Source organism: Streptomyces sp. NPDC048506 (assembly GCF_040651315.1).
Taxonomy (GTDB): domain Bacteria; phylum Actinomycetota; class Actinomycetes; order Streptomycetales; family Streptomycetaceae; genus Streptomyces.
This window is the reverse complement of the sequence record NZ_JBEZIX010000027.1, coordinates 1-20,202: the sequence shown is the minus strand read 5'-3', so window position 1 is coordinate 20,202 and position 20,202 is coordinate 1. Positions and strand designations below refer to the sequence as shown.

General features: G+C 72.7%; 21 protein-coding genes. 8 read left to right on the top strand and 13 right to left on the bottom strand.

Translation table 11 applies throughout. From position 1 onward, the window contains the following. Positions 1 to 70: 70 nt before the first annotated feature. The 7 genes from AB0C96_RS22320 to AB0C96_RS22290 all read right to left on the bottom strand — a co-directional run bounded on the left by AB0C96_RS22320 (position 71) and on the right by AB0C96_RS22290 (position 5,472). Positions 71 to 403, bottom strand: a complete 333-nt coding sequence (locus AB0C96_RS22320; protein ID WP_362919438.1) for a TcmI family type II polyketide cyclase — start codon at positions 401 to 403, stop codon at positions 71 to 73. Between the two features lie 56 nt (positions 404 to 459). Further along, a complete protein-coding gene (locus tag AB0C96_RS22315; protein ID WP_362919437.1) occupies positions 460 to 930 on the bottom strand; it encodes an SRPBCC family protein in 471 nt (156 codons plus the stop codon). A 1-nt stretch (position 931) separates the two neighbouring features. Further along, entirely contained in the window at positions 932 to 1,216 is a 285-nt protein-coding gene (locus AB0C96_RS22310; RefSeq protein ID WP_362919436.1) for an acyl carrier protein, read from the bottom strand. A gap of 15 nt (positions 1,217 to 1,231) precedes the next feature. Further along, on the bottom strand, positions 1,232 to 2,482 hold the full coding sequence (locus tag AB0C96_RS22305) for a ketosynthase chain-length factor (RefSeq protein WP_362919435.1): 1,251 nt from the start codon (positions 2,480 to 2,482) through the stop codon (positions 1,232 to 1,234). Further along, on the bottom strand, positions 2,479 to 3,747 hold the full coding sequence (locus AB0C96_RS22300; protein ID WP_362919434.1) for a beta-ketoacyl-[acyl-carrier-protein] synthase family protein: 1,269 nt from the start codon (positions 3,745 to 3,747) through the stop codon (positions 2,479 to 2,481). Before AB0C96_RS22300 ends, AB0C96_RS22305 begins: the two co-directional genes overlap by 4 nt. A 100-nt stretch (positions 3,748 to 3,847) precedes the next feature. Beyond that, positions 3,848 to 4,282, bottom strand: coding sequence for a cupin domain-containing protein (locus AB0C96_RS22295; RefSeq protein WP_362919433.1), 435 nt, complete (start codon positions 4,280 to 4,282; stop codon positions 3,848 to 3,850). 71 nt (positions 4,283 to 4,353) lie between these two features. Then, positions 4,354 to 5,472: a SchA/CurD-like domain-containing protein gene (locus AB0C96_RS22290; protein ID WP_362919432.1), complete on the bottom strand. Its 1,119-nt coding sequence runs from the start codon at positions 5,470 to 5,472 to the stop codon at positions 4,354 to 4,356. A 255-nt stretch (positions 5,473 to 5,727) separates the two neighbouring features. Here AB0C96_RS22290 and AB0C96_RS22285 point away from each other — a divergent pair, with 255 nt between their 5' ends. From AB0C96_RS22285 to AB0C96_RS22275, 3 genes are all read left to right on the top strand, one after another. Further along, on the top strand, positions 5,728 to 7,368 hold the full coding sequence (locus tag AB0C96_RS22285; RefSeq protein WP_362919431.1) for an FAD-dependent monooxygenase: 1,641 nt from the start codon (positions 5,728 to 5,730) through the stop codon (positions 7,366 to 7,368). Between the two features lie 204 nt (positions 7,369 to 7,572). Then, entirely contained in the window at positions 7,573 to 7,884 is a 312-nt protein-coding gene (locus AB0C96_RS22280) for a hypothetical protein (protein ID WP_362919430.1), read from the top strand. Next, the gene (locus AB0C96_RS22275; RefSeq protein WP_362919429.1) at positions 7,844 to 8,332 is read left to right on the top strand and encodes a glutathione peroxidase; all 489 of its coding nucleotides are present in this window, start codon (positions 7,844 to 7,846) and stop codon (positions 8,330 to 8,332) included. Before AB0C96_RS22280 ends, AB0C96_RS22275 begins: the two co-directional genes overlap by 41 nt. A gap of 12 nt (positions 8,333 to 8,344) precedes the next feature. Here AB0C96_RS22275 and AB0C96_RS22270 read toward each other — a convergent pair whose 3' ends face one another. Beyond that, positions 8,345 to 8,785: an STAS domain-containing protein gene (locus tag AB0C96_RS22270; RefSeq protein WP_362919428.1), complete on the bottom strand. Its 441-nt coding sequence runs from the start codon at positions 8,783 to 8,785 to the stop codon at positions 8,345 to 8,347. A 239-nt stretch (positions 8,786 to 9,024) separates the two neighbouring features. Beyond that, positions 9,025 to 9,813 carry a methyltransferase domain-containing protein gene (locus tag AB0C96_RS22265; RefSeq protein ID WP_362919427.1) on the bottom strand — a complete coding sequence of 263 codons (789 nt, stop codon included), beginning with the start codon at positions 9,811 to 9,813 and terminating at the stop codon, positions 9,025 to 9,027. Positions 9,814 to 9,917: 104 nt separating this feature from the next. Here AB0C96_RS22265 and AB0C96_RS22260 point away from each other — a divergent pair, with 104 nt between their 5' ends. From AB0C96_RS22260 to lnt, 5 genes are all read left to right on the top strand, one after another. Beyond that, complete coding sequence (locus AB0C96_RS22260) at positions 9,918 to 10,442, top strand: helix-turn-helix domain-containing protein (RefSeq protein WP_362919426.1); 525 nt, start codon at positions 9,918 to 9,920, stop codon at positions 10,440 to 10,442. A gap of 42 nt (positions 10,443 to 10,484) precedes the next feature. Continuing rightward, the gene (locus tag AB0C96_RS22255) at positions 10,485 to 12,026 is read left to right on the top strand and encodes a GAF domain-containing protein (RefSeq protein ID WP_362919425.1); all 1,542 of its coding nucleotides are present in this window, start codon (positions 10,485 to 10,487) and stop codon (positions 12,024 to 12,026) included. Between the two features lie 247 nt (positions 12,027 to 12,273). Further along, positions 12,274 to 14,253 carry an ABC transporter ATP-binding protein gene (locus AB0C96_RS22250; RefSeq protein ID WP_362919424.1) on the top strand — a complete coding sequence of 660 codons (1,980 nt, stop codon included), beginning with the start codon at positions 12,274 to 12,276 and terminating at the stop codon, positions 14,251 to 14,253. 75 nt (positions 14,254 to 14,328) lie between these two features. Beyond that, positions 14,329 to 14,811 carry a nuclear transport factor 2 family protein gene (locus tag AB0C96_RS22245; RefSeq protein WP_362919423.1) on the top strand — a complete coding sequence of 161 codons (483 nt, stop codon included), beginning with the start codon at positions 14,329 to 14,331 and terminating at the stop codon, positions 14,809 to 14,811. Between the two features lie 119 nt (positions 14,812 to 14,930). Then, positions 14,931 to 16,463: an apolipoprotein N-acyltransferase gene (lnt, locus tag AB0C96_RS22240; protein ID WP_362919422.1), complete on the top strand. Its 1,533-nt coding sequence runs from the start codon at positions 14,931 to 14,933 to the stop codon at positions 16,461 to 16,463. On the opposite strand, the gene AB0C96_RS22235 is transcribed toward lnt, so the two are convergent. From AB0C96_RS22235 to AB0C96_RS22220, 4 genes are all read right to left on the bottom strand, one after another. Further along, entirely contained in the window at positions 16,432 to 17,340 is a 909-nt protein-coding gene (locus AB0C96_RS22235) for a Gfo/Idh/MocA family oxidoreductase (protein WP_362919421.1), read from the bottom strand. The genes lnt and AB0C96_RS22235 overlap by 32 nt on opposite strands. Before the next feature lie 178 nt (positions 17,341 to 17,518). Further along, positions 17,519 to 18,067, bottom strand: a complete 549-nt coding sequence (locus tag AB0C96_RS22230) for a hypothetical protein (RefSeq protein ID WP_362919528.1) — start codon at positions 18,065 to 18,067, stop codon at positions 17,519 to 17,521. Between the two features lie 164 nt (positions 18,068 to 18,231). Continuing rightward, positions 18,232 to 18,900 carry a uracil-DNA glycosylase gene (locus tag AB0C96_RS22225; protein WP_362919526.1) on the bottom strand — a complete coding sequence of 223 codons (669 nt, stop codon included), beginning with the start codon at positions 18,898 to 18,900 and terminating at the stop codon, positions 18,232 to 18,234. Positions 18,901 to 19,113: 213 nt separating this feature from the next. Next, positions 19,114 to 20,079, bottom strand: a complete 966-nt coding sequence (locus AB0C96_RS22220; protein ID WP_362919420.1) for an aldo/keto reductase — start codon at positions 20,077 to 20,079, stop codon at positions 19,114 to 19,116. Positions 20,080 to 20,202: the final 123 nt, after the last annotated feature.

The following is a 20,202-nucleotide window of genomic DNA, read 5'->3' as shown; positions in this document are numbered from 1 at the left end:
GCCCGGCGAGGAGCAGTCTCCTCGCCGGGCGACCGCGCCGGTTTCCCATCGCCCCGGCGCCGTCCGCGCGTCAGCCGCTGCCGGCGCGCTCCCAGCGGTAGAACTCCTGGGCCATGGCGTCCTTGGGGCTGCGCCAGGTCTCCGGGTCGTACGCGCTGACGAAGGCGGACAGCTTGTCGCTCACCGCGCGGAACTCGGGGTGCTCGGTGACCTTGGCGATCTCCGGTCCCGGCGGCCGGTCGGATTCGATGAGGTGCAGATACACGTCACCGAACTGGAAGAGGGTCCGCCGCGAGACGCCGACCAGGTGCGGCAGTTCGGTACGGTCGGAGGCATTGAAGACCTCGGCGATGTCCGGAGCCGAGCCGGGCTTCATACGAGCGACGATCAGAGCGTGATGCATCGGGGGGTTCCCTTCGTTGCCGCCGGGTGGCGGTCCGGACGCGATCCGACGGACCGTCAGCTGACGGTGGAGCGGAGCTCGCGGTCCCGCTGTTCGATCTTGTCCCGGATGAGTTCCATCTGGATCCGGGAGTTGCGGTTGATGAGCTCGGTCATCCCCTTGTCGTCGACCGGGGCCTGCGGCTTCATGGCGAAGTCCTGGGTCCAGTGCATCGACGTGCCGCCGGGGATCTCGGCGTACTTCCAGTGGATGTCCATGTGCTCGAACGGGCCGGTCTCCACCCGACGGGCGCGGACGGAGCGGTTCCGGCGGTCCATGACGCGCTCGGAGACCCAGCTCCACACGGTGCCGTTGTCGTCCGGGTGCATCGTCAGCCGGAAGGTGGTCTTCTCGCCCTCGCGGGACAGGACCTCGACCGAGGCGTACTCGCTGAACAGCTGCGGCCACTCCTCGATGTCGTTGGTGATGTCCCAGACGAGGTCGAGGGGCGCGGCGATGGTGATGTCGTTCTCGGTGTGGCCGGGCATATCAGGCTCCTGTCGTAGGCACGGTCGCCTTTGCGGCGTGGATGTGGTGGGAGTTGACGAGGTCGAGGAAGGCGCGCGGCGACTTGCAACGCTCCGCATCGGTCGGCATCGGCCGACCCTGCCGGTTCTCCAGCTCGCCCACGATGCCGAGCAGGCCGAGCGAGTCGAGGCCGAACTCGGCGAAGGACGTTTCGGCCCGGTCGGCCAGGTCGTTCGGGTCGACGGTGAGACCGGCCGCCGACTTCATCAGCGCCGCCAGCTCGTCGAGCGTCAGTTGAGCGGTCATGACGGGTTCTCCTTCTCACGAGGGGGGCGTCGGGCCGTGCCGCAGCACCATCGCCGCGTTCGAGCCCATCAGCCCCCGGCTCAGCACCAGCGCCGTGCGCAGTTCGGCGGGGCGGGCCCGGCCGGTCACCACGTCGATGTCATGACACACGTCGACGACGTTGGGGGTGGGCGGCACCACACCGTTCTCCATGGCGAGCACCGCGGCCGCGATGTCCAGGACGGGGGCGCCGCAGTACGCCCGGCCGGTGCCGGTCTTGGGCGCGGTCACCGGGACCCGTGCGGCGTGCCGGCCCAGGGTGTCGACGAGGGCCAGTGCCTCGGCCCGGTCGGCCGACGGGACACCGAGCGCATCGGCGAACACCACGTCGATCTCCTCCGGTTCGCACCGGGCTTCCTCCAGTGCCCCGCGGATCGCGTGGGCGAGCCCGTCGCGGGACTCCTCCCACAGCGAGGCCCCGGTGAACGTCGCGGCGTGCCCGGACAGCAGGGCCCGGACCGGAGCGCCGCGGCGCACGGCCGCCGCCGCCTCCTCGACGACCAGCATCGCGCCGCCCTCGGCGGGCACGAATCCGCAGGCGCCGCTGGTGAACGGGCGGTAGGCGCGGTCCGGTTCGTCGACCTTGCTCAGGTCGTCGTAGCCGAGCTGGCAGACGACCGAGTAGGGGGCCAGGGGCGCCTCGGCGGCGCCCACGACGACGGCGTCGGTGCCGCGCGCGATGGTGCGGCAGGCGTGCGCCAGGGCGTCCAGGCCGCCCGCCTCGTCGCTGGCCACGACTCCGCAGGGGCCCTTGAAGCCGCCGCGGATGGAGATCTGTCCGGTGCTGGCCGCGTAGAACCAGGCGATGGACTGGTACGGGCCGACATGGCGGGAGCCCTGGCCCCAGAGCCGTTGCAGCTCCCGTTGGCCGAACTCGCCGCCGCCCGAGCCGGCGGCCGTGACGACCCCCACCGCGAACGGCGAGTCGTTGTAGTCGGCACGGCCGAGCCGGGCGTCGTCCAGCGCGAGGTTGGCCGCCGCCATGGCGAAGTGCGTGAAACGGTCCGTCTGCACGAGGTAGCGCTCCTCGATCAGATCCGACGGTTCGAAGTCGCGGACCTCACCGGCGACCTTGAGCGGCAGGTGCTCGCAGCCCTCGCGGGTCACCCGGTCGAGGACGCAGATGCCCTCGGTGGTCGCCTTCCAGAAGGCCTCGGTGCTCACGCCGTTGGGGGCGATCACGCCGATGCCGGTGACGACCGAGCGTCTGGCTTTCGGGGAGCTCATCGGGCCCTCCCACCCTGTCGGGTCAGTACGACCGCTGACTGGAATCCGCCGAACCCGCTGCCGACCGAGAGCACCGAGCGCAGCGGCAGCTCCCGTGCCGTTCTGGGCACGTAGTCGAGGTCACATTCCGGGTCCGGTGTCTCGTAGTTGGCCGTGGGCGGCACGACCTGGTGGGTCAGTGCCAGCACACAGGCGACGATCTCGATGGCGCCGATCGCGCCGAGCGAGTGGCCCACCATGGATTTGATGGAGCTCATCGGCACGTCGTAGGCGTGTTTGCCGAACGACCGCTTGACCGCGGCCGTCTCGTGCCGGTCGTTCTGCTGGGTGCCCGAGCCGTGCGCGTTGACGTAGTCGATCTGGGTGGCGTCGAGCCGGGCGTGGGCGAGGGCGCAGTTGATCGCCTCGGCCATCTCCAGGCCCTCCTGGGTGAGCCCGGTCATGTGGTACGCGTTGCCGAAGGTGGCGTAGCCGCGGATCTCGCAGAGGACGTCCGCACCGCGGGCGCGGGCGTGTTCCAGCTCCTCCAGGACGAGGACGGCGCCGCCCTCCCCCATGACGAACCCGTCACGGTGGGCGTCGAACGGACGCGAGGCGTGGGCGGGGTCGTCGTTGTTCTCCGAGGTCGCCTTGATGGCGTCGAAGCAGGCCACGGTGATCGGGGAGATCGGCGAGTCCGACGCACCGGCGATGCAGACGTCGACCCGTCCCTCCTCGATCGCGTGGAAGGCGTACCCGATGGCATCGAGGCCGGAGGTGCAGCCGGTGGAGACGGTCTGCACCGGGCCGTGCGCGCCGACCCGTTCGGCCACCGCGGAGGCGAGCGAACTCGGGGAGAACGCCCGCTCCAGATAGCGGCCGGCCGGGCGGTGGTCGACGTCCCACCGCTTGCCGTGGTCGCTGACCACGACGTAGTCGTGTTCCAGGCGCGTGGTGCCACCGACCGCGGTGCCCAGGGAGACCCCGATGCGCCACGGGTCCTCCTGCCCGGTGTCCAGACCGGCCTCGCGCAGTGCCTCCTGGACGGCGACCAGGGCGAACTGGAGGTACCGGTCGGAGCGGGCGATCTGCTCCTGGGTCAGCCCGTGTTCCTCGGGGTCGAAGTCGCACTCGGCGGCGATGCGCGAGCGGAACCCCTCCGGGTTGAAGAGGGTGATGCCCCGGGTCGCCGTACGACCGGCGGACAGCAGGTCCCAGAAGGCGGGCACTCCCACCCCGCCGGGCGCGACGATCCCGACCCCGGTGACGGCCACGCGCCGGCTCATGCCGCGACCTCGCTCCGCTCGGCCCCGCATTCGCGAAGCGCGCACCTTTCGACGACTCTCCCCCGGTCTCCGACCGGGGGGAGCCCCATGCTGCGCTCGCTCATGACACCGGCTCCGTTCGTTCGGGGGGCACCGCCCGGGTGCTCTCTTCGGTGCCCTCGGTGTCGACATGGCCCAGCTCGGGGCGCGGGGCCAGCGGGCCGAGGTGGAAGACCATCCGCGCCTCCGTCTCCCCCACGTTGCGGAACCGGTGCCGCATGTACGGGGGGATCATCAGCCCCTGGTCCGGGCGCAACGCATGGGTCTCCCCGTCCAGGTCCACTTCGAGGGCGCCCTGAACGACGTACACGAACTCCTCGGAGTAGGGGTGGTAGTGCTCACCGATGCGCTCGCCGGGCTGTACGAATGCCATCCCCATGAAGCCGCTCGTGGCGCCCACCGCACTGGGTGTCAGCATGGCGCGCAGATCGCCTCCGCGCCGGCGGTTGGGCTGGGTCTCGCTGAGGTCCACGATGCGTGGGCGGTGCGTGGTCATGGCTGATTCCTCCAGGGCTGGTGCCGGCGGTGGGGTGGGGACGGGTGACCTGCTGCCGAGCCCGGATGCGGTCAGGCGTCCGGGGCCCGGCGGTCGGTGATCAGGGTCATGTCGGAGCGGGCGAGGAAGCTCGCGACCTCACGGTCGGTGGAGAGACCGCCGGCCACGTCGATGTCGAGCAGACGCCGCAGGACGGCCGCCTTGCGGGGGCCGCGGACGCCGAGCGACAGCAGGGGGTCGGCGTCGAGGGGGATCTTCAGATCGACCAGCCGGACGACGATGTCGTCGCGCTGGAAGACGGTGCTGCCGGCGACGGGGCACGAGGCGTCGTCGGCGGCCAGCTCGTCCTGCCGGGCCAGCATCCTGGCCAGCGGCATCCCGCACCCTTCCTTGGCGGGGTAGAGCAGCGCGTGCCGCCGTACGCCCTCGGGCGGTGCGCCGTACGCCGCGACGTGGTGCACGGCGGGCAGGGCGGCGCGGGTGAAGAACACCCGGGCGGAGTCCGGGTCGCCGAGGTCGCGGTCCTGCTCCAGGTACGGGTTGATCGCCTCCTCGACGGCCCGGATCTCGGGCTGCCGGGAGACGTGGCGCAGCGCGGCGACCAGGTCGCCCTGCACCTCGACGGCCCGCACGACGCGGTTGCCGTGCATGAACAGGGAGGTGCGGCGCAGCCGGGTGGTGTCGTCGACCCGGGCCTCCGGGGAGGTGTAGCCGGCGAGGATCTCGGCGACCTTCTCCTCGCTGCCGGGCTTCACGGTGAAGGTCAGGGCGTGCCGGACCACACCGTCACCGACGCGGGGGGCGGCCTGTAGCCGGCCCTTGAGGGGCTCGGGGGCGAGGGCGGAGACGTTCGAGGTCTCGCGCAGCACGCTGAAGCGCAGCGAGCGGGTGTCGCGGACGCAGGCGTGCAACGGCTGCACCATCTTGACGTGTTCCTCGCTGTTGACCCAGGCGAGGAAGGGCGGTGCGCTCTCCCACTCGCTGGTGATCAGCCACTGGGACGGGTTCTCGATGGACTGGCACAGCTGGTCGGTGATGTGCCCGGGGACGGACGCGACCTGATTGCGCAGGTGTTCATAGGCTTCCAGGAAGCGCTGCTGGGCTCCGTCGTGGAGATCCAGGAGCAGTACGACCCTGAGCCGGGAGCCGTCGAAGGCTGACTGGGATATTCGTTCCGACAGCGATGTCATCTTTCTACGCATCTCCTTCGGGGCCGATGGCCCTTCCTGTGGTGCGTCGTCAGTTCCGGTGCGATCCGGGTGACTGAGCCGGATGGAGGGCGCCCTGATCGGTGAATCCGGGGGCTTCCCGGATTCGATCGTGGCCGCCGCCCTCCAGGGGCGCGAGATCTGTGAGCCATGCAGGTGAATCGTGATCGAACACCGGCATACCAGGGCATTCGTGCCCCATCTGCCCTCAATGCGCCCTTGGAGCTGGAGCACGCCATGAATCCCACTGCCGAAGACCAGGTGCCCGTACTCGTCGTGGGCGGGTCCCTGGTGGGCCTGTCCACCTCGCTGTTCCTCGGGCGCCTGGGTGTGCGGCACCTGCTGGTCGAGAAGCACCCGGACACCTCGCACCACCCGCGCGGCCGGGGGAACAACGTCCGGACGATGGAGCTGTACCGGGTCGCCGGGGCCGAGCGGCGGATCCGTGCGGCGGCCTCGGTACTGGCCGACAACCACGGCATCCTTCAGGCCCGTTCGCTGACCGGGGACGAGCAGGAGTGGCTGTTCAAGGAGATCGACCCGGGCGGCGGGCTGGCCCGGATCAGCCCGGCCGGCTGGTGTCTGTGCAGCCAGAACGACCTTGAGCCGGTCCTGGTGCGCTGCGCCCGTGAACACGGCGGTGAGCTGCGGTTCTCCACCGAGCTGGTCTCCTTCGAACAGGACGCGCAGGGCGTGACGGCGCTCCTGAGGAGCCGGGAGACCGGTGCGGAGTCGACCGTGCGGGCGGAGTACCTGATCGCGGCCGACGGCCCCCGCAGCCCGGTCCGCGAGCGGCTCGGCATCGACCAGACGGGACCGGGCGACCTGTTCCACAACGTGAGCATCACCTTCCGCGCTCCGCAGCTGGCCGAGGCGGTGGGTGAACGCCGCTTCATCGCCTGCTACTTGACCAACCCGGAGGCGGACGGCGCGCTGCTGCCGGTGGACAACGAGCGGGACTGGGTCTTCCACGCGCCCTGGCACCCCGATCGGGGCGAGACCCTGGAGGACTTCACCGACGAGCGGTGCATCGACCACATCCGCCGGGCCACGGGCGTGCCGGACATGGCCGTGGAGATCACCGGCAAGGCGCCGTGGCACGCCGCAGAGCGGGTCGCGGAACGCTATGGGGTCGGCCGGGTCTTCCTCGCCGGCGACGCGGCCCACGAGATGTCCCCCACCGGGGCGTTCGGCTCCAACACCGGCATCCAGGACGCCCACAACCTCGCCTGGAAGCTGGCGACGGTGCTGGACGGCGCGGCGGGTCCCGGGCTGCTGGCGACGTACGAGGCGGAGCGGCGGCCGGTGGCCCGCGAGACCAGTGCCCGCGCCTCGGCCCGTTCCGCCGAGCACAGCCACCCCGGGTACGTCCCGGCTCCCGGCACGGGCGGCGGCCGGCAGCGCGGCGTGCTCACCGTGGCCCTCGGCTACTGCTACCCGTCCGGTGCGGTGGTCGGCGCCGACCCCGAGCTGCCGGTGGTACCCGACCAGCTGCGGCTGACGGGCGAGCCGGGCACCCGCGCCCCGCACATGTGGCTGCGCACCAAGGACGGCGAGCGCCGCTCGACCCTCGACCTCTACGAGACCTCCTTCACCCTGCTGACCGGCTCCGACGACGGCGAGCTGTGGCGTACCGCGGCCAAGGGCGCCGTCCACCGGTTCTCGGTGCGCCTGGACTGCCATCTGATCGGCACCGGGCCGGACGACGACCTGGCTCCGGAGGAGGGCGCCGACTGGGCCGAGAAGCACGGCACGACGCCCGAGGGTGCCGTGCTGGTACGCCCCGACGGCTATGTGGCCTGGCGGGCGGAGGGCCGGGTGGCGGACCCGGAGGCGGCGCTCGCGGAGGTCTTCGAGGCGCTGCTCTGCCTGGACTGACGCGGCCGGCCCGCTCGATCAGGTACGGAACGCGCCGTCACCGCGGGGTGGCCGGGAGCCGTGAACGGCGGGGGCCGGCGGGACGCCCGCCGGTCCCCCGCCCCTCGGGAACGTATCTTCTGCCCGTCATCACCGCAGGGGCATCTGCCGTCGGTCCCGGCCGCGTCCCGCAACCCGGGGACCGAATTCCGGTTGAGTCCGGGCATGGACGTCAAGAAGCCCGCCATGCACCCCTTCCGGCGGATCTCCCACCCGCACCAGCCCCCGCGGCTGCCGCCGCCGGTCCCGGCGGCGCGACGCCCGGTCGGACAGGAGACGCCGATCTTCGACCAGCTGCTGAAGGAGTGGCAGGCGGGCACACTGCGTCCGGTCGTTTCCTGGCCGGTCGACGATCCGGGGAAGATCGGGGCGGGGACGGCTGTTGGGACCGATGATGGCCGCCCCTATCCGCACATCCGTGACGAGGAGTCCGACCGTGAGCCTGTACGACATCCCCCTGCGCACCCTGGCCGGTGAGCCCGCTTCGCTCGCCGACTACCGCGGCAAGGCCCTGCTGGTGGTGAATGTGGCGTCCAAGTGCGGGCTGACCCCGCAGTATTCGGGTCTGGAGCGGCTCCAGCAGCGCTTCGGGGACCGTGGCTTCAGCGTGCTGGGCTTCCCCAGCAACCAGTTCGCGGGCCAGGAGCCGGGCAGCGCCGAGGAGATCGCCACGTTCTGCTCCGCGACGTACGGCGTCAGCTTCCCGCTGTTCGAGAAGACCGACGTCAACGGCCCGGAGCAGCATCCGCTGTACGCGGAGCTGGCCGGCACCGCGGACGCCGACGGGGCGGCCGGAGAGGTGCAGTGGAACTTCGAGAAGTTCCTGATCGACGCCGAGGGTGCGGTGGCGGGCCGCTTCCGGCCGCGCACCGAGCCGGAGGCCGAGGAGCTGGTCGCGGCCATCGAGGCGGCGCTGCCGGCCTGAGCCGGGCGGGCGTCAGGCCACGGCGATGTCCGTGGCCTGAGCCGTGCCGTCGGTGTCGCGGGCGGGGTCCGGGTCGAGGGCCTCACAGGCCCTGACCTCGCGGGCCACCACGTCGTCCGGCACGGTCTCGAATTCGCCGGTCAGCCCGGTCATCCGCAACAGCCGGGCGACGCTCCCACCGGCGACGACGCCGGCCAGCCGGAGGCGTCCGCCGCGCTGCCGCGTCCGGTAGCGGGCACGGCTGAGCAGCGACAGCCCGGCACAGTCGAGGAAGGTCACCGCGCGCAGGTCCACGACGAGGTCGAGGCCCTGGGCACCGGTGATCTCGTCCAGCCGGTCGGCGAGCACCGAGACGGCGAGAATGTCCAGGTCACCGCGGAGTTCGAGGACGGTCACGCCGCCCGCGGCACGGCAGGGACCCACAAGTCTCGGGTAGTACTGACCTTCGTCCATCGGCCCGACCCACTTTCATGCCGAGGCGCGAGATATGGCCACGCGTCCCGGCGGAGACATACGGAGGGTGTGGGGGGCGCCCGGCGCGATCCGGGCGGGTCGGCCCGTTGCCGGGTCGTCCGTTGTGCGGTTTCGTTTCTGCTGTTCCCTACGTTTCTGCAGCTGCGCCCATAGTTGACTACGGCTTACCCGCGGACCGCCGCCTCAAGTCGCTGCGCACGCCACAACTCCAGGTTGTCTCAAAGTCGCCCCTTGCGGGCATGGCCGAGATAGGTCACCACGGGCCTGCCCTCCGGCGCGAGGGCGAAGCCGACCAGGTCCTGGAGCGCATCGTCGTCGATCCGGCCGCTGCGGCGGGCCAGGATCCCCGCCATCAGGCTGCGGACGCTGCGTGGCTTGAAGTCGCAGATGCCGCCGTCGGTCAGCCCGTGGCGCGCCAGCAGCGCGGCGACTTCGGCCGGCGTGCGCAGCCGGCGCGCGGCGTATCGGCCGGCCGGCACCACCCGCGTCATCGGCAGCCGCTGGAACGCCACGAGGTAGACGAGCCGGGAGACCGGGGTGCGGTTGACCGTGTCGTACACCAGGAGGCCCCCGGGAGCGAGCCCACGGGCGGCCTCCTCGATCACCCGGTCCGGGTCCCCGGTGATCTCCAGGGTGTCCGCGAGGTAGACCAGGTCGAAGGCGACCTCGGGCACGCCGGGCCGCTCGGCCGGCGCGGTGCGGTGCTCGACGGCCAGGCCGTTCCGTGCCGCGGCCGCCCGCGCCAGCGCGGTCGCGGCCGGCGACGGGTCGACGGCGGTGACCTCGAAACCGAGCCCCGCCAGCCCGTGCGCCAGCAGCCCGCGCCCGCTCCCCACGACCAGCGCGCGCCCGTTCGCCGCCCGGCCGTGCCGGGCCAGCACCTCGGCCGTGTACTCCAGCCGGACACCCTGGAAGGCGGCGGCCCGGATCTGGCGCCCGTCCACCGCCCCCGGGTCGGCCGAGTCCAGCGCGATCCGCGGAGCGCCGCCCCTCACCTTCGCCGTCATCACGTCGTCCCCCCTCCACACCGACCGGGACAATGGGCAATCCGAGTTCCCTGAGGGAACTTATCATTCACCGTTCCCTCAGGGAACGTCGATACGGTGGTCGCATGACGCGCACCCCGCTCTCCGATGTGGCCTGTTCGATCGCCCGCGCCACGGACCTGTTCGGCGACGCCTGGACGGCGCTGATCATGCGCGACGTGCTGACCGGGATCGGCCGCTTCGACGAGCTCGCGCACGACCTCGGCATCTCCCGCAAGGTCCTCACCGTCCGTCTCGCGCGGCTGGTCGAGGAGGGCGTGCTGACCCGCGAGCGCTATCAGGACCGGCCGCCGCGCGAGCGGTACGTCGCCACACAGAAGGGCAAGGAGCTCTACCCCGTCCTGCTGGCTCTGATGACCTGGGGCGACCGCTGGTACGCGGGCGAGGCCGGCCCACCAGCCCGTATCCATCACCACGACTGCGACCGGGACACCACGATGGTGGCCACCTGCGCACACTGCGGCGAGCCGCTGACCTCGGACAACACCACCCAGCTACCTGGCCCCGGAGGCCAGGAGGGGCCCGGCACCCGGGTGATCGGACCGCTGCTCGCCTCCCGCGCGACCGACGGAACCAACCCCCACGCATAACCCTCTTTGGGGCGAATTAGACTGGCCGAATCGCCCGAAAGAGTGAGGTGTGCCCTGAAGTCGCCCGACCCGGCAGCCGAGCCGCCCGCCGACGCCGCAGCCGATCCCGCCGAATGCACCGCGCAGAGCCGGCACGAGCCGGCCGGCGGGCCGGTCTCCCGGCTTCCGCAGCTGCTGGAGGCGATGGCCGCGGTGGGCTCCGACCACGATCTGCGCCGCGCCCTGGCCCGTATCGCCGAGACCGCCGCCTCGCTCACCGGTGCGCGCCACGCCGCCGTCGAGCTGCTCCGCGCGGACGGCGAGGAGCCCGGCGAGCCGCTTGCCCATGGCGACTCCCCCGCGTCCGAGGGCCCGCTGCCCCGGGGCGCCTTCCTGGAGGCGCCCGTCACGTTCCACGGCGAGACCCTCGGCTCCCTCCGCGTCACCGGGAAGCGGCACGGCGTGGCGTTCGGGGAGGAGGATCTGCACCTGGTGCGGGTGCTGGCCACGGAGGCAGGCATCGCGATGGGCAATGCCCGGATGCGGGCCGCCGCCCGACAGCGCACCCGCTGGATCGACGGCGCCGCCTCCGTCACCACGGCCTTGCTGGCCGGCCCCGAGGCCCACCAGACGACCGAGAACGCCCTCACGGTCGTCGCGGAGAAGGGCCGCGAGCTCGCCGAGGCGGCCACCGGAGCGGTGCTGCTGCCCCATTCCGAGGGTGGGATGGAGGTGGTGGCGATCTCCACCGAGCTGTCCGAGGCGGTACGGACCGAGGCGTACCGCGGCAGGATCCCGCCGCAGAGCCCGGTCCTCCAGGAGATCGACGCCGGACGCGCGATCTTCGCCGACGACTTCGCCACCGACCCCCGGTCGATCTCCCCGCTGTCCCGCCACTACGGGCCGACCATGCTGTTGCCGCTGAGCAGCAACGGACGGGTGCTGGGCGCCCTGGCGCTGTGCCGGATGTCCGGAGGCCGCCGCTTCAGCCAGACCGAACGGACCCTGGGCACGCAGTTCGCCGCCCAGGCCGCACTGGCGCTGGTCCTCGCCGACCGACACCGCAACCGCCAGCGGCTCGCGGTCTACGAGGACCGCGACCGGATCGCCCGCGACCTGCACGACCTGGTCATCCAACGGCTGTTCGCGACCGGGATGCTGGTGGAGAGCGCCCAGCGCAGGGCCGTGCTGCCGGAGGTGCGCGAGGGCCTCGGCCAGGCGGTCGACGAACTGGACGCGACGATCCAGGAGATCCGCACGACGATCATCGCCCTACAGCAGGGCCCGCCGGAGGCACCGCCGGGACTCCGCACCCGGGTCCTGCGCGAGGCCGGCGCGGCGGCCGAGGCGCTCGGCGCCCGCCCGTCGGTGCACTTCGTCGGCCCGGTCGACGCCCGCATCGACGAGGAGACCGGTCGGGCGCTGCTGACCGCCCTCCGCAAGGCGCTGACCTCGGCGTCGGCGCTGCCGGCCGCCGCTGCCCCGCGTACCGAGATCGTCGTCGACGCCGCGACCGCCCTCCCCGACGGCCGCCCCGCGGTACGCCTGACGGTCACCCGCCCGGACGCCGCGACCACCCCGCTGACCTGGGAACGCCCGCTCTGACGCGGCTCCTCGGCGAGCTCCGTACTCGGCTCCACGGGCGTGACGCCCTCGCACTCGAAGGTTGTTGAGTCTCTGTCACCCCGGCACCGCAGCCGTCTCCCCGATGAATCCGCCGCCCGTCAGGCGTCCTGGAGGGTGACCCGTTCGGGAATCCCTTGACCTCAATATTGGTTGAGGTCCTAGGTTCCTTTTATGTCGCCGGTCACGCACGGCGATCCCGTGAAGACCCGACAGACAGGAGACCACCATGGACATGGAAGTCACCGCCTGGCATTCGCTGCACAGCACGATGACGGCGCAGCAGGGCCGGCGACGGTTCTCGCGCGCGACGCTGCGCCGGATCGCGACGTTCGCCCGGCCGCACCGGCGGCACCTGGTGTGGTTCCTGGTGCTGAGCACGGTGACGGCGATGCTCGCGGTGGCGACCCCGCTGCTCGCCGGGCGGGTGGTGGACGCGATCGTGGGCCGTGACGCGGCGGTGGTGGTCGTCGGGCTGTCCGGGCTGATCGCCGTGATCGCGCTCGCGGAGGCCGGGCTGGGCCTGGTGACCCGGTGGCTCTCGGCGAGCATCGGGGAAGGCCTGATCCTGGACCTGCGGACGACCGTGTACGACCACGTCCAGCGGATGCCGATCGCATTCTTCACCCGCACCCGCACCGGGGCGCTGGTGAGCCGGTTGAACAACGACGTCATCGGCGCCCAGCGGGCGTTCAGCGACACCCTGTCCGGCGTCGTCAGCAACATCGTGACGCTGGTGCTCACGCTCGGTGTGATGCTCACCCTGTCCTGGCAGATCACGCTGATCGCGCTGGTGCTGCTGCCGGTCTTCGTGCTGCCGGCCCGACGGGTCGGCCGGCGGCTGGCGGACCTGCGCCGGGAGGCCGCCGACCACAACGCGTCGATGGGCACGCAGATGACCGAACGGTTCTCCGCACCGGGCGCCACCCTCGTCAAGCTGATGGGCCGCCCGACCCGGGAGTCCGCGGAGTTCGCCACCCGGGCCGGCCGGGTCCGTGACATCGGTGTCCGCTCGGCCATGGTCCAGACGTACTTCGTCACCGCGCTCACCCTGGTCTCCGCGCTGGCCCTGGCCGTCGTCTACGGCCTGGGCGGGTTCCTGGCCCTGCGCGGACAGCTGGAGGCCGGCGCCATCGTGTCGCTCGCCCTGCTGCTCACCCGGCTCTACGCCCCGCTCACCGCGCTGTCCGGCGCGCACATCGAGGTGATGAGCGCACTGGTGAGCTTCGAGCGGGTCTTCGAGGTGCTCGACCTCACGCCGCTGATCACCGAGAAGCCGGACGCCCGTGCGGTGCCCGACGGCCCGGTGTCGGTGGAGTTCGACTCCGTACGCTTCGGCTACCCGTCCGCCGACAAGGTCTCGCTGGCCTCACTGGAGGAGGTCGCCACCCTGGACACCCGCGGCGGCGAAGAGGTCCTGCACGGCGTCTCCTTCCGCGCCGAGCCCGGCCAGATGGTCGCCCTGGTCGGCTCGTCCGGCGCCGGCAAGTCGACCGTCGCCCAGCTGCTGCCCCGGCTGTACGACGCCGATGCGGGGGCCGTGCGGCTCTCGGGGGTGGACGTCCGCGATCTGACCGCCGCCTCACTGCGGGACGTCCTCGGCATGGTCACCCAGGACGGGCACCTCTTCCACGACTCGATCCGCGCGAACCTGCTGCTGGCCAACGCGGAGGCGACCGAGGACGAGCTCTGGGACGCGCTGCGCCGAGCCCGTCTGGAGGAGCTGATCGCCGGGCTGCCGGACGGCCTGGACACCGTGGTCGGCGAGCGCGGCTACCGCCTCTCGGGCGGCGAACGGCAGCGGCTGACCATCGCCCGGCTGCTGCTGGCCCACCCCCGGGTGGTGATCCTGGACGAGGCGACCGCGCACCTGGACAACACCTCCGAGGCGGCGGTGCAGGAGGCGCTCACCGAGGCCCTGGAAGGCCGTACGGCCCTGGTCATCGCGCACCGGCTGTCGACGGTGCGGGCCGCCGATCTGATCCTGGTCGTCGAGGGCGGGCGGATCGTCGAGCGGGGCACGCACGAAACGCTGCTGGCGGCCGACGGCAGGTACGCGGAGCTGTACCGGACGCAGTTCACGGACTCGGTGGACCCGCGGGAGGCCGGGACGGGCGCCGTGCCGCAGGCCGGGCAGGAGCACCCGGAGGCGGCCGTGCGCACGGCCCCCGGTCCGGAGCCGGCCGCGGAGTCGGCGCTGGTGAACTGAGGCCGGCGGACCGACGCAGCTCCAGTGGGCCCCCGCCCCTTGGCGGGGGCCTTCCGTATGCCGAAAACTGAAGAGATGACGCAGCGCGCGGAACACGCCACGGTCATGGACCGCCTCGCCATCGACGATCTGGTCACCGGCTACGCCGTCGCCGTGGACGACGGCGACTGGACGGGCTACCGGGCCCTGTTCACCCCGGACGGCCGGGTCGACTACCGCTCGGCCGGCGGTATCGAGGGCAGTGCCGAGGAGATCGCGGCCTGGCTCGCCGAGATGCTGCAACACTTCGCGATACGGCAGCATCTGATCGTCAACCGCAGGATCACGCTGTCCCGGCGGGACGGCGCACCGGGCGACACCGCGACCGTCCAGGCCGACTACCTCAATCCGATGCGGCTGGCCGGTTCCGCGGACGATGCCGAGGGCGGCCCCACCGCCCCCAACTACACCTGCGCCGGCCGCTATGAGTTCTTCGCCCGCCGGACCCCGGACGGCTGGCGGCTGACCGGGGTCGTCGTGCACGAGAAGTGGCGGCAGTTGCGGGTCGCCGCTCACTGACCCGGCGGTCCTGCCCGGCGACGCGAATCGGCCGTCCTGGCGACACCCCCTTTCCTTGATCGCCCCCACCTGCGCAGACTGATCGTCCGACCGGCCGGAACCGGCATCAGGGAGGCCGCATGGACAGCTCGCCCGCCCTCCGGACGCGATGGCTCGCCTCTCCCTGGGGGCGCGGGGCCGCCGCGGCGCTGGCCGGTGCGGTACCGGCCCTCACCTTCCCCGCGCCGTCGTGGTGGTGGCTGGCGTACGTCGCCCTGGTGCCCTGGTTGCTGCTGGTCCGGTCGGCGCCGACGTTCGGGCGGGCCGCGCTGGACGGCTGGCTGGGCGGCGCCGGCTTCATGCTGGCCGTGCACCACTGGCTGCTCCCGAACCTGCACGTCTTCATCCTGGTGCTCGCCCTGTTGCTCGGTGCCCTGTGGGCGCCGTGGGGGCTGCTGGTGCGGGCGCTGCTGGGCGGTGCTCCGCGCGCCGGGAGGTGCGCCGCCGCGCTGGTGCTGGTGCCGTCGGGCTGGCTGATGGTCGAACTGGTCCGGTCCTGGGAGTACTTGGGCGGGCCGTGGGGGCTGCTGGGCGCCAGCCAGTGGCAGGTGCCGGCCGCGCTGCGGCTGGCGTCGATCGGCGGGGTGTGGCTGGTCAGCCTGCTGATCGTGGCCGTGAACACCGCGGTGGCGGAGCTGGTGGCGGCGTCGGCGGCGCGACCGCCGGCCGTCGCCGGGCTGCTGGTGTGCGCGCTGGCCACCACCGCGGTCTGGTTCTGGGCACCGGTCCCCCGCCCCGCGGGCACGGTGCGGATCGCGGTCGTCCAGCCGGGCCTCACCGGCACCCCGACCCAGCGGCTCGCCCGGAGCGAGGAGCTGACCCGGTCGATCGCGGGCCGCGGGGTGCGCCTGGTGGTGTGGGGCGAGAGCAGCCTCTACCAGGACCCGACCGACCGACCGGCGCTCGCCGCCCGACTGGCCGCACTGTCCCGGCGGACGGGCACCGACCTGCTGGTCAACGCCGATGCGCCGCGCATCGGCGGGCCCGGCATCTACAAGAGCGCCGAGCTGATCGGCCCGGACGGGCTCACCGGCGAGCGCTACGACAAGATGCGGCTGGTGCCCTTCGGCGAGTACATACCGCTGCGGTCCGTACTGGGGTGGGCGACGAAGGTGGGCCGGGCCGCCACGACCGACCGGATACGCGGCTCGCACCAGGTGGTGATGCCGGTCGCCTCCGCGGGCGGGCTGCGGATCGGTCCGCTGGTGTGCTTCGAGACCGCCTTCCCCGACATGAGCCGCCACCTGGCGCGCGACGGTGCCCAGGTGTTGGTCGCCCAGTCCTCGACCTCGACGTTCCAGGGCAGTTGGGCACCCCAGCAGCACGCCTCCCTGGGGGCGCTGCGCGCCGCGGAGACCTGGCGCCCCATGGTGCACGCCACGCTCACCGGCGTCAGCGCGGTGTACGGGCCCCGGGGCGAGCGGATCGGCGAGCGGCTCGGCACCAACCGCAGCGCGGCCGCCGTCTACGACCTGCCGCTCGCCGAGGGCACCAGCCCGTACGCCCGGTTCGGTGACTGGGCGGTCCACGGAGCGGTCGGCGCGCTGGCGCTCTCCGGGGCGTACGTCGGCGTCCGCGCGCTCAGCCGGCGGCCTGCGCGAGCGCGTCGGTGACCACCCGCTCGCAGAGCTCGTGGGTGCGCAGTGCGTCCTGGGCGGACGGCTGCCGGCCCGCGCGGACGTCGTCGAGGAAGGCCAGCACGATCTGCTCGACGCCGCGCTGGCGGGCGACCGGCACCCAGTCGCCGCGGCGCCGCACGGTGGGCTGCCCCTTGTGGTCGATGACCTCGGCGAGGTTGACGACCTGCCGCTTGGTGTCCTTCCCGGAGACGTCGAGGATCTCCTCCGCGGAGCCGCTGAGGCGGTTCATGGTGCCGATGGCGGTGAAGCCGTCGCCGGAGAGCTGCAACACCACGTGCTCCATCAGCCCGTCGCGGATCCGGGCACGGACGTCGATGTGGTCGACCTCGCCGGGGACGAGGAAGCGCAGGGTGTCGACGACGTGGATGAAGTCGTCCAGCACCAGCGTGCGCGGGTCCTCGGGCAGCCCGACCCGGTTCTTCTGCATCAGGATCAGGTCGCGGGCGTGCTCGCGGCACTGCGCGTAGGCGGGCGCGTAGCGGCGGTTGAAACCGACGGCGAGGCCCACGCCCCGCTCCTCGGCGAGCGCGATGATCCGCTGGGACTCGGCGAGTTCGTACGAGATCGGCTTGTCCACGTAGGTCGGGACGCCGGCCTCGATCAGCCGGGTCACGATCTCGGCGTGGGCCGCGGTCGCCGCGTGCACGAAGGCCGCGTCGAGGCCCGTGGCGAGCAGCGTGTCCAGGTCGGTGTGGAGCCGGTCCCCGGCCAGGTGGTGAGCCGCGCCGACCCGTTGCAGGGTGGCCGGGGTGCGGGTGTGCAGGTGCAGTTCGAGGCCCGGTTGGACGCCCAGTACGGGGAGGTACGCCTTCTGGGCGATGTCGCCGAGTCCGATGCAGCCGACCTTCACTCATGCTCCTTGGGTAGCGCCGCGGTCCTGGTGCCCGGCGTCCCGGCAGCATACGTCCGTGGTCTGCTACGCGGTCGTGCCGGACGGAGCGCTCCGGCGGCTCACCCGTCGTCGGGCGAAGGCCCTGGCCGCCGCCGAGGTCCGCTGAGCCGCCGCCGAGGCCCGCTGAGGGGCACGCTCATGGAGCGTGCCCGGCCGCACCGTCGAGCCGCAGCTGCAACCGGTCGATCGCGTCCCGGAGACTCTGCCGGTACTGGCCGTCGGCGAGGGCGTTGATCGACGCCCGGGCCCGCCGGAGCTGGCGGCGCGCGTCGGCCGGCCGGTCGAGGGCGGCGTAGTCGGCGGCGATGTTGAGGTGCAGCGAGGGGAAGAACGCCCGCAGCGCCACGAGCGGGTGGCGGGGGCCCGGGCCGTCGGCGACGCTCGGTTCCCCGGAGGCGGTACCCGGGCCACCCGGGCCGCCGGGCCGTTCGGTGACGAAGCCCTCGGCCGCCTCCAGGGCCCTGAGGTCCCAGTCGAGCTCGTCCCGGGGATCGTCCTGGGTGTCGGCCATGTAGTGGGCGAGGGTGCAGCGGTGGAAGGCGTCGCCCTGGGGCCCGATCTCCTGCCACAGGTCCGAGAGTCGGTTGCGTGCCTCTTCCCGGTCACCGGCGCGATGCAGCATGATCGCCTGGCCGATCCGGGTCAGCACGGCGTCCTCCGGCGTCGCCTCCCGCAGCTTGTCCACCACCGCGCACTCCCCGTGTTCGCTGACCACCGTCAGTGCCGTTCCCTCGACGCTAACCGCCGGAGAAGACCTTCGCGCGATGTGTGCGACGCACCGGGTGGTACGGGCCGTCCGGCGGCTCGGGGCGCGGCCCCGGCCCCGCACCGCCGGCCGGGCCGGACGGCTCAGCCCAGGTCAGGAATGCGCCAGTCGATCGGGGCGTGGCCCTGCGCGGCGACCGCGGCGTTGATCTGGGTGAAGGGGCGGGAGCCGAGGAACTTCTTCGCCGACAGCGGGGAGGGGTGCGCGCCCTGCACCACGGCGTGCCGCTCCTCGTCGATCAGCGGCAGCTTCTTCTTGGCGTAGTTCCCCCAGAGCACGAAGACCGCCGGGTCGGGCCGGGAGGCCACGGCGCGGATCACCGCGTCGGTGACCTTCTCCCACCCCTTGCCCTTGTGCGAATTGGCCTCGGCCTCGCGCACGGTCAGGACGGCGTTCAGCAGCAGCACGCCCTGCTGGGCCCAGGGCATCAGATAGCCGTTGTCCGGAATCGGGTGGCCCAGCTCCTCCTTCATCTCCTTGTAGATGTTCCGCAACGACGGCGGCGTCTTCACACCGGGCTGCACCGAGAAGCACAGGCCGTGGCCCTGCCCCGCGCCGTGGTACGGGTCCTGGCCGAGGATGAGCACCTTCACCTGGTCGTAGGGCGTCGCCTCCAGCGCCGCGAAGACCTGCTCGCGGGGCGGGTAGACCGGACCCTTGGCCCGCTCCTCCTCGACGAAGTCGGTGAGCTCCTTGAAGTAGGGCTTCGCCAACTCCTCGCCGAGTACCCCGCGCCAGGACTCGGGCAGCATGTCGGTCACCACGTCAACAACCTCCGGTGTGCGTTGCGTTCTCCTCACAGAACCTACCGGCGACCACTGACAACGCCGACCACGGGCCGAGGGGGCGGGCCGGAGGGACGCGCCGCCGCTGCCACCCCGTCGCTGCCACCCCGTCGCTGCCGGCCCGGCCGCCGGCGGCCGTCGGCGGCCTCCCGTGGGCCGCGGCAGTCCGGCCGCGCCGCCTCACGCCGTGTCGAGCCGGGCCCGCTGGACGGGGTCCAGGCGCAGGTCGAGGGCCGCCAGGCACTCGTCCAGCTGCGCCACCGAGCTCACGCCGAGCACCGGCACGACCGGCACCGGGCCGCCCATCAGCCAGGCCAGCACCACCTGGTTCCGGGTGGCCCCGCACTCCGCCGCGACCTCCGCCAGCACCCGGAGCCGCGGCACCGAACCGGGGTGGTCGTAGCGCTCCGGCAGCGGCCGGTCCGCACGGGTGTAGGCGCCCGCCATCAGGGTCCCGTAGCCGAGCAGCGTCAGGTCCGGGTGCGCCGCGGCGTAGTCGAGGAGCTCCTCGTCGGTCTCCACCTGGACGTCGGGCAGCAGGCCCCGGCGCGGTTGCAGATAGGTGTGCCGCTGCTGTACGGCGCGAAAGCCCGGCAGCCCGCGGCCGGCGGCGGTGTGCCGGGCCTCGGCGAGCCGCCAGGTCCGGTGGTTGCTGGCCCCGAGGGTGCCCACGGCGCCGTGCTGCACCAGGGCGGCCAGCGCGCCGACGGTCTCCTCCAGGGGCGTGCCGCGGTCCTCGATGTGCGCGTAGTACAGGTCCACCCGCTCGGTGCCCAGGCGGCGGAGGCTGCCTTCGAGGGCGGCGCGTACGGCCGCGGCGCCCAGCCCCTCGGCGTTGTCGGGCCACCGGTCGCCGCGGGCCGGATCGGGCCGGGCGCCCGCCTTGGTGGCCAGCACGGTGCGGCCGGCGGCGCCTCGGCTGCGCAGCCAGCGGCCGAGCAGCAGCTCGCTCTCGTCCCCGGTGGCACCGGGCACCCAGCGGCCGTGGTCGTTCGCGCTGTCGATGAACGTGCCGCCGGCCTCCACGAAGCGGTCCAGGATCGCGTACGAGGTCGGCTCGTCGACGGTGGTGCCGAACGGCAGCGCGCCCAGGCAGACGGCGCTGATCCGGGGCCCGTGGTCGCCGCCCAGGGTGCGGTAGTGCATGGCGTGCCTCCGTGGCAGGTCCGCGAACGCGGGTGGTGGGGGGCGCGGCCCGGCCCCGCCCCCCCCCAAAGACAACAGGGTGGCCCACCAAACCAAAAAAACCACCGCAGCACACCCCCCCCC

Excerpts from the sequence above, each read along its gene's own strand:
- AB0C96_RS22320 (WP_362919438.1), bottom strand. The coding sequence starts at position 403 with ATGCATCACGCTCTGATCGTCGCTCGTATGAAGCCCGGCTCGGCTCCG.
- AB0C96_RS22315 (WP_362919437.1), bottom strand. The coding sequence starts at position 930 with ATGCCCGGCCACACCGAGAACGACATCACCATCGCCGCGCCCCTCGAC.
- AB0C96_RS22310 (WP_362919436.1), bottom strand. The coding sequence starts at position 1,216 with ATGACCGCTCAACTGACGCTCGACGAGCTGGCGGCGCTGATGAAGTCG.
- AB0C96_RS22305 (WP_362919435.1), bottom strand. The coding sequence starts at position 2,482 with ATGAGCTCCCCGAAAGCCAGACGCTCGGTCGTCACCGGCATCGGCGTG.
- AB0C96_RS22300 (WP_362919434.1), bottom strand. The coding sequence starts at position 3,747 with ATGAGCCGGCGCGTGGCCGTCACCGGGGTCGGGATCGTCGCGCCCGGC.
- AB0C96_RS22295 (WP_362919433.1), bottom strand. The coding sequence starts at position 4,282 with ATGACCACGCACCGCCCACGCATCGTGGACCTCAGCGAGACCCAGCCC.
- AB0C96_RS22290 (WP_362919432.1), bottom strand. The coding sequence starts at position 5,472 with ATGACATCGCTGTCGGAACGAATATCCCAGTCAGCCTTCGACGGCTCC.
- AB0C96_RS22285 (WP_362919431.1), top strand. The coding sequence starts at position 5,728 with ATGAATCCCACTGCCGAAGACCAGGTGCCCGTACTCGTCGTGGGCGGG.
- AB0C96_RS22280 (WP_362919430.1), top strand. The coding sequence starts at position 7,573 with ATGGACGTCAAGAAGCCCGCCATGCACCCCTTCCGGCGGATCTCCCAC.
- AB0C96_RS22270 (WP_362919428.1), bottom strand. The coding sequence starts at position 8,785 with ATGGACGAAGGTCAGTACTACCCGAGACTTGTGGGTCCCTGCCGTGCC.
- AB0C96_RS22265 (WP_362919427.1), bottom strand. The coding sequence starts at position 9,813 with ATGACGGCGAAGGTGAGGGGCGGCGCTCCGCGGATCGCGCTGGACTCG.
- AB0C96_RS22260 (WP_362919426.1), top strand. The coding sequence starts at position 9,918 with ATGACGCGCACCCCGCTCTCCGATGTGGCCTGTTCGATCGCCCGCGCC.
- AB0C96_RS22250 (WP_362919424.1), top strand. The coding sequence starts at position 12,274 with ATGGACATGGAAGTCACCGCCTGGCATTCGCTGCACAGCACGATGACG.
- AB0C96_RS22245 (WP_362919423.1), top strand. The coding sequence starts at position 14,329 with ATGACGCAGCGCGCGGAACACGCCACGGTCATGGACCGCCTCGCCATC.
- lnt (WP_362919422.1), top strand. The coding sequence starts at position 14,931 with ATGGACAGCTCGCCCGCCCTCCGGACGCGATGGCTCGCCTCTCCCTGG.
- AB0C96_RS22225 (WP_362919526.1), bottom strand. The coding sequence starts at position 18,900 with ATGCTGCCCGAGTCCTGGCGCGGGGTACTCGGCGAGGAGTTGGCGAAG.
- AB0C96_RS22220 (WP_362919420.1), bottom strand. The coding sequence starts at position 20,079 with ATGCACTACCGCACCCTGGGCGGCGACCACGGGCCCCGGATCAGCGCC.